Source organism: Pseudomonas sp. EA_65y_Pfl2_P78 (assembly GCF_963970495.1).
Taxonomy (GTDB): Bacteria; Pseudomonadota; Gammaproteobacteria; order Pseudomonadales; family Pseudomonadaceae; genus Aquipseudomonas; species Aquipseudomonas baetica_A.
The window spans coordinates 69,371-81,305 of sequence record NZ_CAXAON010000004.1 but is presented as its reverse complement, the minus strand read 5'-3'; the positions used below and the strand labels follow the sequence as shown (position 1 = coordinate 81,305).

The following is an 11,935-nucleotide window of genomic DNA, read 5'->3' as shown; positions in this document are numbered from 1 at the left end:
TGATCCATTCGCGAGCAAGCCCGCGATGGCGTCAGTTCAATCAGCGCAGGGCCAACAGCCCTTGCACCAAAGGCTCAAGCTCCAGATCGTTGACGGCTTTGACCGTTGCAATCATCGGCGCAGGCCAACTCTCAAGACCCAGGCAGGCCCCGAGCATCGCCCCGAGCATCGCTGCGATGGTGTCAGTGTCGCCGCCCAGACTGGCCGCCATGCACAGCGCATCAAACGCGCTCATCTCGCCGACGGCCACTTGCTGCGCCAGCGCAAACGACACCACCACCGACTCTTGCGAGGCCACCGAAGTGCCGATCACGTCGTAGAGCAGATCGGCCAGCAGCGCCTTGTCGCTGTCGACGCTGATGGTGCGCGCCCAACTGATACGCGAAGCCATGCGCCCACCGGCCACCCAGTGACCGTGAGATTGCGCTTGCTGAGCGATCTGCTGGCCGAGGTTCAACGCCTCGCCCAGATCCATGCCATTGATCCCGGCTGACACCACCGCGGCCACCGCCGCCGCACTGGAGATGCCCAGCGTGGTGTTGTGGGTAACCTGACAGGCCTGCACCACCGCCGCGATAAAGCGCTCAGGGTCGGCGACATTCGCCGCGATCCCCACCGGGGTAATGCGCATCGCCGCGCCATTGGTCGTGCCGTAACGCCCAGCTTCTTCCGGCGAATGGCCGGCGAGGATCATTTCGATGGCGCGCTTGGTCGATGGGCCGAGCAGGTCCTGAGAGCCTTTGGCCTGCATCTCGGCTTCCCACTCGATCAGTCGTTGCGCCAGTAGCGCAGGCTCGATGCGACCGTTGCCTTCGACCAGCAACTGGCCGACCAGAATCGCCTGTTCGGTGTCGTCGGTGATTGACCCCTTGGGCATGTTCGCGGCAATCGGTTGCAGCGGGCCGGCATCCTGCAGATCAGTGATCTGGCCGAAGCGGGCCTTGATCGTTTCGCGGTTCAGCGATTGCGTCGGCATGCCCAGCGCATCACCGAGGGCCAGGCCATAAAAAGCACCGAGGGCACGGTTGAGCGTGGTCATTTCGACTCTCCAAACTGCAGGTGAAGACGGAAATGCACCGGATCGAGCAGGCTTTCGACCTGCTCCATGAAACGGTTCTGCCGGTCGTAGGTGGTGCGCAGGGCCTTGAGAAATACCGTGCCCACCGGGCGGCCAAGCAACTCGGCATCTTCGGCATTCAACGGTTCGGCACCGATCCACTGATCACCGCGCTCGCCGATATAGCCATAGGCGGCCAGAGTGATGGTCAGGGAGTTGTCGATCAGACCGACGCGCGGCAGGCTTTCCAGGCCGCCGGTGGCCGGCATCAATGAGCGTTCGAGGGACACCAGCGTGCCATCGTTGGAGCGACGACGGCGGTCGAGGGTGATGAACTGGTCGGTACCGAAACGCGCCAGCAAGTCGGGCCGGGTCACGGCTTCCAGACGCAACACTTGGGTGTTGATCAGCGCCCCGCTGTCGGCCAGTGCCTGCGCCCAGCCGCTGCGCTGGTCAAGCGCCACACCGTCAAATGTGACGATGGAGCCGACACCGCTTTGCGTGGCGATGTACTTGCGCCGCTTCAGTTCGGCGAGCGCTTCGCGCAATGTGCCACGGCTGACTTTGAATTCTTGAGCCAACTGATGTTCGCCGGGCAACAGAACGCCGTCCTCCATGAGGCCGCTTTCGATGCGCCGGACGAGTTCGTCGACCACCCGTTGTTTCTTGTCAAATCGTACCTGTCTAATCATGTACAAATTGATACCCGAAACGGGCATGACCAAGCAAGGGGAATTTTGGAGATTGGACAGAAGGCGGGAAAGCTGCGGTCCATTGTGTGCGAGCCTGCTCGCGAAGACGTCGGGTCAGTCAATATTTCCGGCGACTGATTCAGCGCTTTCGCGAGCAGGCTCTCGCCCACAAGGATGAGGGGGGTCAGCGTTGCTTGAGGCGGTCGATTACGACAGCCAAGAGCAGAATCGATCCACGGATCACGTACTGGTAGAACGTATCGATGTTCTTCAGGTTCATCGCATTCTCGATGATCGCCAGAATCAACACCCCGGCAATCACATGCCGAATCATGCCGATCCCGCCGCTCAGCGATACCCCGCCCAGCACACACGCCGAGATCACGGTCAGCTCGAAACCCTGACCAATCATCGGCTGCCCGGAGGTCATGCGCGACGCCAGAATCACCCCGGCCAACGCACCGATCAAACCGTGCACGGCAAAGATGATTATCTTGGTGCGATCAACGTTCACCCCGGCCAGCAACGCCGCTTCCTGGTTGCCACCGATGGCCATGGTGTTGCGACCGTAGGTGGTGTAATTGAGCAGCCAGCCGAAAAACACAAAACAAACGACGGTGATCACGATCGGCACAGGCACGCCGAACAACTGGCCGTTACCGAAAACAAAGAACGATTCCTGCGACACGCCCACCGCTTTGCCGTTGGCAAAAATGTACGCCAGCCCCCGCACGATCTGCATGGTCGCCAGCGTGGTGATCAACGCGTTGACCCGCAACTTGGCAATCACGATCCCGTTGATCAGGCCGACAATCAGGCCCATCAACAGCGCCGCACTGACCCCGAGGAACACGCTGTCGGTGTCCCGCATGACCACCGCCGCCACCACCCCGGCGCAAGCAATCACCGACCCCACCGACAAGTCGAAATGCCCCGACGCCAGGCAATAGAGCATGGTGCAGGCGGCGATGCCGGTCGTGGAAATTGCCAGGCCCAGCCCTCGCATGTTCAGCGGCGAAAGGAAGTTGTCGATCAGCAAGGCGCAGGCGACGAAGATGGCCACCGCTGCCAGCAACATGACCCAGTCATCGAGGAAGCGCCGCATGTCCAAAGGTTTGCGCTCGGTGGGCAGGGTTTCGTTTTGGGTTGTCATCATAGTCACCTCTCAGTTCGCCACGCCGTCAGCGCGGTGGCGCGGCAAAGCCAGTTGCAGCAGGTTGGATTCATTGGCCTGTTCGCGGCTGACTTCGCCGCGCAGGGCGCCTTCGCAGAGCACCAGAATGCGGTCGGAAATCCCCATCACTTCCATCAGGTCGCTGGACACCACGATCACCGAAATACCGTCGGCGGCAAGGTTATGGATGATCTGGTAGATCTCCGCTTTGGCACCGATGTCGATGCCGCGAGTCGGTTCATCGAGCAGCAAAACCTTCATCGGCATCGACAACCAGCGGCCGAGAATGGCCTTCTGCTGATTGCCGCCGGAGAGGAATTTGATCTGCTGGCCGGCGTGGGGCGTTTTGACTTTCAACGCCTTGATCTGCTTGTCGGCGTTGCCCTTCTCCCACATCCCGCGCAACAGGCAACCGAGACCCGAATGGGCGCCGCGCGCGCTGATGTTGATGTTCTCGGCAACGCTGGCCAGCGGGATGATGCCCTCCTTTTTGCGGTCCTCTGGACACAACAGGATCCCGGCGGCAATCGCGTCGCGCGGTGAGCGCAGTTTCAGTTCATGGCCGCGCAGTTCGAGGCGTCCGGCGGTGTGGCGCTCAAGTCCACTGAGCAAACGAAATAACTCGGTGCGCCCTGCCCCGACCAGCCCGAACAAGCCAAGAATCTCGCCCTTGTGCGCCTCGAAACTGATCGGTTCACGCAGGCCCGGGCCGAGCAAACCGTCGACCTTCAGCGCCACGGCACCGCGTGGACGATTGCGGTAATCGTAGATGTCCTGAATGTCGCGCCCGACCATGCAGGTCACCAGTTGATCGTGGGTCAACTGGCTCATGTCGTCAAAAGTGCGCACGTAGCGGCCGTCCTTGAACACCGTTACCGCATCGCAGAGGCGGAACACCTCCTCCATGCGATGGGAAACGTAAAGCACGACTTTGCCTTCGTCGCGCAGACGGCCGATGATCGCCATCAAGCGGTCGATCTCACGGGCCGAGAGGCTGCTGGTGGGTTCGTCGAACGCGATCACATGGGCGCCGCGCGACAACGCCTTGGCGATTTCCACCAGTTGCCGCTGACCGAGTGACAAGCGACCGACCTTGGTCTGCGGATCGATTTCGTCAGCCAGACCTTTGAGGCAACTCAAGGCTTGCTGGCGCAGCGCACCGCGATTGATCAAACCGAAACTGGCCGGCAGATGCCCGAGAAACAGGTTCTCGGCGACGGTCATTTCCGGCACCAGATGCAGCTCCTGGTGAATCACCGCGACACCGTTGCCGATACTGTCGGCAGTCGATTTGAAAGCCATCGTCCGGTCGCCGATCTGCAACTCACCGCTGCTCGGGATGTAAGCGCCACCGAGGATTTTCAGCAAGGTCGATTTGCCGGCGCCGTTCTCGCCCATCAAGGCATGAACCTGCCCCGGATGCGCGACGAAACTGATGCCATCCAGCGCTTTGACGCCGGGAAAGGTTTTGCCGATCCCGTTGAAGCGCAGGCTGGCGCCCATGCTGTGTTCTTGTGTCTGTACTTGCGCGTGCATAAAGCCACCTCATCACACCGATCAAACGGCCCGGCTACCCGGGCCGTTGCTGCGTCAGTTCCACAAACCGATTTTTTCCAGCTCTTGCTTGAAGTTCTCGCGGGTGATCAGGGTGACGTCGTCCATGGCGGTGTACTTCGGCGGCTCTTTGCCGGTGGTGACCCACTCGTACATCATCTCGGCGGTCTTGTAGCCTTCGATGTGCGGGCTCGGCAGCATCGAACCGTAGAAGCCACTGTTGGGCTTTTTCAGCTCGCCGATCGCGTCGGTGCCGTTGATGCCGATGCCGATCACGTTAGCCGCAGCAAAACCGGCGGCTTCGGTGGCGCGTACGCCGCCGAGCACGGTGTTGTCGTTCATGCCGCCGATGATCAGGTTCTTCGCCGCGCTCGGCAGTTTCACCAGCGCCGAGTTGGTGGCGTCCATGCTGCCCGGTACGTCGAGGGTCTTCAGGGCTGCGAACAGAATATGGTCTTTGGGCATGCCCGCCTCTTCGAGGGATTTGACCGAGCCGTCGGTGCGCTTCTTGCCGGTGTCGAGTTCGTTGTAGGTGTTGACCACCGCGTACGTATCTTTCCAGTCCCAGTTACGTTTCTTGGCTTCGGCGGCCATGGCGGCGCCTTGCTTCTGGCCGACTTCGAACGCGGCCATGCCCAGGTACGGCACGTCTTCCATGAACTTGCCGTTGGCGTCGACGAAGCGGTCGTCCACGGCAATTACTTTGAGGTCATTCCTTTTGGCTTTGGCCATGATCGCCGGGCCCAGGGACACGTCCGGCGGGCAGATCACGAAGCCCTTGGCACCGTTGGCCGCGAGGCTGTCGATGGCCGACAGGGTTTTTTCGCCATCCGGCACGGCAATCTTGATCAGTTCAAACCCTTTGTCCTTGGCGGCTTTCTCGGCGAAGGCCCATTCGGTCTGGAACCACGGCTCTTCGGCCTGTTTGACCAAAAAGCCGATCTTCACGGTATCGGCAGCGAGCAGCGAACTGCTCAGACTGAACGCGGTGACCGCCAGGGCGGCACTGCACAGGGTACGAATCCCGAAACGACGTTTCATAAGCTGACTCCTTGTTATTTTTTTTGAGCAATATTTGAAAAGCGTTAAAGCGGTTGAAGCGGGTTCCTGCAAAGCCTGTAGAAAATAGTCATATCGTATGATGATTGGATTTCAGACGGACTTATCCGCGCGAAAACCCAATCAGTCAGTCGTGGTACATCACCGAGCGACCACCATCGACGGTGATGCACGAGGCATTGATAAAGGGTGCTTCATCGCTTGCCAGAAACACCGCCGTCATTGCCACTTCAATCGGCTGACCGATGCGTTTGGGCGGGCGCAGATCGAAAGCGCGTTGACGCTCGGCGTGCGGATCGGCGAAACCGTTCCAGTAATCGACGTTCAATTGAGTCTCGATGTAGCCCGGCGCAATGGCGTTGACGCGAATACCCTGCGCCGCGTACTCGATGCCCAGCGCACGCGTCAGCCCGAGCAGGCCGTGCTTGGCCACCGGGTACGGGAAACAGCCGGGAATGATGTGGCTCGAATGGGTCGAGGCGATGTTGATGATGCTGCCGATGCCCTGCTCGATCATCTGCGGCAGTACCGCTTTGCAGCCATACCAGGCGCCGTCGAGGTCGATGGCAAAACAACGGCGCCAGTCCTCTTCAGTCATTTCCAGCGGATCCCGGAACACGTTGACCCCGGCGCAATTGACCAGCACGTCGATGCGGCCGTGCAACTCGACCGCGCGTCTGGCCATGGTGTGCAGGTCCTGCTGGCGCGACACATCAGCCCTGATCGCCTGAACGTCGTAGCCCTGTTGGCGCCAATGGGCTGCAACCTGCTCGACCTTCTCACCCTGAATATCGCTGATCAGCAGTTTCGCTTGCTGCGCAGCGAAGGTCGCGACGATGGCTTCGCCAATGCCTTGGGCGGCACCGGTGAGCAGCACAACTTTGTTTTTCAGACGCTCGCCCTTCGGCGGCGCGGGCACCGGCGGCAGGGTAAGTGGTTCAGCCATGGATCAGGACTCCTGTTCGCAAGCGCAAAAAAACCGGGCATCTGACGATGTCCGGTCTGGAAGGCGTTTGGAACAAAACAGGCAGGCGCGGGCAACGGTATCGGGCCGTTGCGAGACGCGGACTCCACATGGGAGTGCAATAGACATTCGCTGCATCACTTCACCTGTTTTGTTCTTTTTAAGTGTGAGTGCGTGTTACTGCTGGAGCCGACTATAAACCCGACCGCCAAATAATCTCAATATATAATTTCTCATCCCATATTTTGGGATCTAGCCTGCAAATCGCGTACAGCGTTTTCCTGCAACATCAACCCGCATCGATAGCACAGCACCGTCCAGCGGGTGGTTGCGCGGGCTCTTGGCGCTGGTGATGTAAAGGGTTTTCAGGTCTTCACCACCGAATACGCAACTGGTCGGGCGGCTGACCGGCAGATCGATTTTGCGATCAACCTTGCCTTCAGGCGTCAGTCGCAAGAGGCAGCTGCCGTCCCAACGCGCATTCCATACATAACCTTCTGCGTCCATTGCCGAACCGTCCGGGCCGCCCTGTTGATCGGGGCCGTACCAGATGTAAGCGGTGTCGAGGTTGCCGTCGGTGTGGATGAAATAGCGATAGAGGGTGCTGTCGAGGCTGTCGCCGAACAGCAGCGTTGTGCCGTCGTCGCTCCACAGCAACGTGTTGGGAATGCCCAATCCGCGCAACAACGGCGTGACGCGTTTATCCGGATCGATACGGAACAGGCCACCGGAGCGGCGGATAATCGGCAGATCTTCGCCCTGTTCGCCGATGTTGTTCTGCATGGTGCCGAGCCACAAGCAGCCCTGAGCATCACAGCGCGCTTCGTTGGGGCGGTTGCCGGGTTGCGGGTCGGCGATGCAGAACAGGGTCAGTCGCGGTTCAAGGCCGGGGGAGTCGAGATCGAGTCGATAGACGCCACTGCTGAGGGTCACCAGGGCATCGCCGCTGTTGCACGGGATGAACGCGGAAATGTGTTCTGGCATCTGCCAGATCTGCACATTCTGGCCGATCAGGCGCAGGGCTTGCTTGCCGGCAATATCAACCCAGTACAGCGCCTGGGTCGGGGCATCCCAGAAAGGGCCTTCACCGAGTTGGGCGCGGTGTTGGGTAACGGCAGTCCACGTCATGGCAATTCCTTTGGTCATTCTTGTTTTCAATGTGGGAGTGGGCTGGCCCCCACAGAGGAATGTGTGGGTTTCAGCTGGCTTTTTTGTCGGCCATGACTTGCGGGTAAAAGCGCTTGATCGCCAGATCCGCGTTATCGATCAGGGTCATGCAGGCCCACACACCGCGTGCGCAATCGCGAGCGGCGATGGCGTCGGCCATGTCTTTGTGGATCGGCAAGGTGCGGCGCAGTTCATCGGGGTCGGCGGCGGACACTTCAAACGATACCGCCAGCAATGCGCCGAGGGCCGGCACCATTTGTTCGATGAACTGGTTATGGCTGGCGGCAAGAATGCATTCGTGGAAGGACTGGTCGGCGCGGTTGTAATCCGTGCCACTGTCGACCGCACGCTCGAGAGCGTTATAGGCCAGTTGCACGGCCTGGATCTGATCAAGGGTCGCCCGCTCGCAAGCCCAGCGCACGGCCATGGGCTCAATGGTGCGGCGCAGGTCGAGCAAGTCATCGACGAAGTTTTCCGGCAGCCCGTTGCGTGACAGCCAACCGACGACTTGCGGATCGAACAGGTTCCAGCGCCGCACCGGCAATACCCGCGTGCCGACCTTTGGCCCGACTTCGAGCATGCCTTTGGCGACGAGGGTTTTGATGGCTTCGCGGATGACCGTACGACTGACGCCGAGTTGCTCGCCGAGATCAGCCTCGACCTTGATGGACTGCCCCGGCTTTACCTGGCCGGCGGCGATCCAACTGCCCAGCCAGTCAACCGTGGACGCATGAAAGCTGCTGGACATGGACACCTCAAAGCGGTTCGCGATGGGTGCCTACGCTAATCATCATACGATTGGGTGTCAAATCAGATTTTGTCAGCTAACACGAAAACCAGTGTGGGAGCGGGCTTGCTCGCTCCCACATTTGGATTTTTGTTAAGGCTCAAGACCAATGCGAAAGAACTCGCCGCCGCTCCAAACCCCGAGCCAGCGCTGGCCGTCAATTTCGCGGCTGACCGCCAGTTCTACCAATTGATAAAACACATTGCGGTGGATCAACGCCTCAAGGTTGGTTCGTACATGCACATACGGCGCAGGTTCTTGCGTGAGGGGGTCGATCTCGACGCGGATCGCATGTTCCGGCCCCGCCTCGGCGGTCTCGTCGACATTGGTGATAAAGCGAAGCACCTGCGCCTCGCCCTCACCTTCAACCTCCACGGCAATCGCCACGAACGGTGCATCGTCGACCTTGATCCCGACCTTCTCAACCGGAGTAATCAGGAAGTAATCATCGCCATCGCGGCGGATGATCGTGGAGAACAGTTTGACCATTGGCTTTCGCCCGATCGGCGTGCCCAGGTAGTACCAGGTGCCGTCCCGGGCGATGCGCATGTCGATGTCGCCGCAAAACTCCGGGTTCCACAAATGCACCGGCGGCAGGCCTTTGGTTTTGGGAATCTGTCCCAACAGGTCATTGGCTTTTTGCGGGCCACTCATGGCGTACTCCTTGGTTTATTGGTCGCCGATCCCCAGCAGGCTGCGCGCATACTGCGCCAGTGGCGGGCCGATCAGGTCTTCAGGTTTGTTGTCGTGGAACGTCAGTAAACCGCCACGACTCTTGATCCGTGCAGTATCAATCAAATACTGGGTGCTGGTCTCGATCAACATGATCTGAATCACGCCACCGTCGATGCCGAGGCGATCCACCGCCTCCTGATCGAGCCACTCATCAGAGTTGCCGATACGGTCATCAGACTTGGCGAAACGCGTGTACAGCAAGTAGTGAGCGCCGGCATCGCGGGCTTCGCCCATCGCCTGATCGAGGCCTTCCGGCGCACGCGCGCGGCGTACCATCGGAAAGTATTCGACAAAGCCCTTGAAGGCTTCTTCAGCCACCACGTTTGGCCGCGGATAGGAACCGCCCGGCGGCGCAAACGCACCCTGAGCGATGTAGATGAACGAGTCCGGCTGAATGCGGAAGTTGTTCACACGGCGACTGTCACTGTGATCCAGCAGCCCCGCGTCGCTCATCTGATAGCGAGTGCCCTCGGCCATATCGCTGACAGTCATACAGCCGCCAAGCGCCAAAACGGCCAGCAGCAAAACCAGGCTACGCATCCTCATCCTCCAGAAGCCGGTGACGGAAAACCGGCGAATGGCCGTTGGATGCAGCTTTTGCGCCAGATCACGAACTTTATCGAGTTATACAACGCATTGGCGAGCAAGCCCGCTCCCACAAGTGGAAGGCATTCCAAATGCGGGAGCGGGCTTGCTCGCCAATGCGGTATGTCAGCCGCCGATAATCTTCATGACAGTCGCGCCGCCAGAAAACGCGACTTCCTGCTTGTCGCCCAACGCCTTGACCAGTAAGCGCTGCAACGCCGGCAATGCCTGGTGCCGCGGTTTGTCGAGTAAATCACCGACATAGTGGCGGTTGCTCGACGACAGGCAGCCATGCAGCCAGCCAGTCGACGACAAACGCAGACGCGAACAGGTACGGCAGAACGGTACGCTTTCGTTAGCGATCACACCGAAGTTGCCCACCCCGGGAATCGCGTAACGCACGGCCGTGGCATCCACAGGCGCGTCGGTTTGCGCGTATTCGTAGCGCTCGCCAATCAGGCTCAGCAGTTGCTGCAGGCTGACGAACTGTTGCAGGAAGGCATTGGAATCTTTGGCCAGGTGGCCCATTCGCATCAGCTCGATAAAACGCAGCTCAAATCCGCGTTCCAGGCAGTAATCAAGCAACGGCATCACCTGATCGAGGTTCTGCCCCCGCAACGGCACCATGTTGACCTTGATCTTCATTCCCGCCGCTGCAGCCTGATTCATCCCATCAAGCACGGTAGCGAGATCGCCGCCACGAGCGATGCTACGGAACGCACTGGCGTCGAGGGTATCAAGGGACACGTTGATGCGCCGCAGACCGGCATCTACCAACAAAGGGAGTTTTTTCGCGAGGAGTTGACCGTTGGTCGTCAGGCTGATGTCGTCCAGGCCCATCTTGCCGACAGCCGTCATGAACGATTCAAGTTTGGGGCTGACCAGCGGTTCGCCACCGGTGATGCGCAGCCGCTCGATACCCGCGGCCTCGATCAGATACGCCACGCCGCGCGCCATGGCTTCGGCCGACAGTTCATCCTGCGCAGCCACCAACCGCTTGCCGTCAGGCACGCAGTAGGTACAAGCGTAATTGCAGGCTGAAGTCAGACTGATCCGCAAATTGCGAAAACGCCTGCCTTGACGGTCAACGATCATGATCACTCCGGCAATAGAAAATCGAGCCGCTAAAACTTGACTCACAAATCAAGTTTTAGCAAGCCCTATGCCTGAGTATATTCCTGCGGTACTGCGTCATGTAGCGAAAACATGACGCAATAAGGCAACTGAATGGCTCAACTGCCTGGAGGGATTTCCGGATCGCGCTTGCGCTTGTTACCCATGCGCACGCCGATGTCCATCAGGAACTGGAAGAAACCTTCCTGATCTTCCAGCACATTGCTCCAGAACGGCGAGTGATACAGCGCGACTGCGCCATGCACCAGCGCCCAGGACGCGCAGTAGTGGAAGTACGGCGGCACGTCTTCGAGCTTGCCTTCGCTGATACGCCCCTTGATCAGCAAGGTCAGGCGCTCGAAGTTCGAGGCACGGATCTTGTGCAGCTCCTCGACCATCTCCGGCACCTGATTGCCCTTGACCACCTTCTCTTCGAGGCGATCGAACAGACGATAGCGCTGCGGGTCGCGCATGCGGAATTCGAAGTAGGCACGGGACAGCGCTTCTTTGTCCTTGTCGACGTCGGCCGAATGCAGCAGCTCATTCAAATCGCGCTCGTAATCGAGCATCAGGCGCAGATAAATCTCGGCCTTGGACTTGAAATGCTTGTAGATCGTGCCTTTGCCGATACCCACGGCATCAGCAATCATCTCGACGGTGACACTGTCTTCACCTTGTTCGAGGAACAGCTTGAGCGCGGTATCGAGAATTTCTTGCTCGCGGCGACGAAACTCACGGACCTTACGAGGTTCTTTGTGCATAAGAAAAGGTCTGTTGGGGTCAAAATTCGAAGCCGCGTATTATGCCTAACTTGCACAAAAATGCACGGATCATCCGACCATATCTGTGTTTCTTGTTCATTTTGCGAACGTTTGGGGGGTAATGAGAACTCAACTGAAGCAAACGTATTCCAAATTTGTTTAAAAACCCCGACCGGCTAACTGGACTGCACGCCAGACTGATCAATACTTGAACTGTCGGGCGGCATCTCCCCCAAGTGCCGGGCCGATAAAGGTACCAAAGGACCGCGTGCCTTTGTTTTACTCCT

Annotated in this window: 12 protein-coding genes; all 12 read right to left on the bottom strand. The window is 59.3% G+C overall.

Annotated features, from left to right (window positions below; all coding sequences use genetic code 11):
• Positions 1–40 precede the first annotated feature (40 nt).
• Complete coding sequence (locus AACY02_RS05490) at positions 41–1,039, bottom strand: ADP-ribosylglycohydrolase family protein (protein WP_339431086.1); 999 nt, start codon at positions 1,037–1,039, stop codon at positions 41–43.
• A complete protein-coding gene (locus tag AACY02_RS05485) occupies positions 1,036–1,749 on the bottom strand; it encodes a GntR family transcriptional regulator (protein ID WP_339431085.1) in 714 nt (237 codons plus the stop codon). The genes AACY02_RS05490 and AACY02_RS05485 overlap by 4 nt, the downstream gene beginning before the upstream one ends.
• Before the next feature lie 184 nt (positions 1,750–1,933).
• Positions 1,934–2,902, bottom strand: a complete 969-nt coding sequence (gene araH / locus AACY02_RS05480) for an L-arabinose ABC transporter permease AraH (protein WP_339431084.1) — start codon at positions 2,900–2,902, stop codon at positions 1,934–1,936.
• 12 nt (positions 2,903–2,914) lie between these two features.
• Positions 2,915–4,459 carry an L-arabinose ABC transporter ATP-binding protein AraG gene (gene araG / locus AACY02_RS05475; protein ID WP_339431083.1) on the bottom strand — a complete coding sequence of 515 codons (1,545 nt, stop codon included), beginning with the start codon at positions 4,457–4,459 and terminating at the stop codon, positions 2,915–2,917.
• Between the two features lie 54 nt (positions 4,460–4,513).
• Positions 4,514–5,518, bottom strand: coding sequence for a substrate-binding domain-containing protein (locus AACY02_RS05470; protein ID WP_339431082.1), 1,005 nt, complete (start codon positions 5,516–5,518; stop codon positions 4,514–4,516).
• A gap of 145 nt (positions 5,519–5,663) precedes the next feature.
• The gene (locus AACY02_RS05465; RefSeq protein WP_339431081.1) at positions 5,664–6,482 is read right to left on the bottom strand and encodes an SDR family oxidoreductase; all 819 of its coding nucleotides are present in this window, start codon (positions 6,480–6,482) and stop codon (positions 5,664–5,666) included.
• 270 nt (positions 6,483–6,752) lie between these two features.
• A complete protein-coding gene (locus AACY02_RS05460; RefSeq protein ID WP_339431080.1) occupies positions 6,753–7,628 on the bottom strand; it encodes an SMP-30/gluconolactonase/LRE family protein in 876 nt (291 codons plus the stop codon).
• 70 nt (positions 7,629–7,698) lie between these two features.
• Complete coding sequence (locus AACY02_RS05455) at positions 7,699–8,415, bottom strand: FadR/GntR family transcriptional regulator (RefSeq protein WP_339431079.1); 717 nt, start codon at positions 8,413–8,415, stop codon at positions 7,699–7,701.
• Positions 8,416–8,547: 132 nt separating this feature from the next.
• Positions 8,548–9,108 (bottom strand): DUF1285 domain-containing protein, encoded by a 561-nt coding sequence (locus tag AACY02_RS05450; RefSeq protein ID WP_339431078.1) that lies wholly within the window; start codon positions 9,106–9,108, stop codon positions 8,548–8,550.
• Positions 9,109–9,123: 15 nt separating this feature from the next.
• Positions 9,124–9,729 (bottom strand): DUF4823 domain-containing protein, encoded by a 606-nt coding sequence (locus AACY02_RS05445; protein WP_339431077.1) that lies wholly within the window; start codon positions 9,727–9,729, stop codon positions 9,124–9,126.
• Between the two features lie 171 nt (positions 9,730–9,900).
• Positions 9,901–10,869 carry a GTP 3',8-cyclase MoaA gene (locus tag AACY02_RS05440; protein ID WP_339431076.1) on the bottom strand — a complete coding sequence of 323 codons (969 nt, stop codon included), beginning with the start codon at positions 10,867–10,869 and terminating at the stop codon, positions 9,901–9,903.
• A gap of 137 nt (positions 10,870–11,006) precedes the next feature.
• Positions 11,007–11,648 carry a TetR/AcrR family transcriptional regulator gene (locus tag AACY02_RS05435; protein ID WP_221729339.1) on the bottom strand — a complete coding sequence of 214 codons (642 nt, stop codon included), beginning with the start codon at positions 11,646–11,648 and terminating at the stop codon, positions 11,007–11,009.
• Positions 11,649–11,935: the final 287 nt, after the last annotated feature.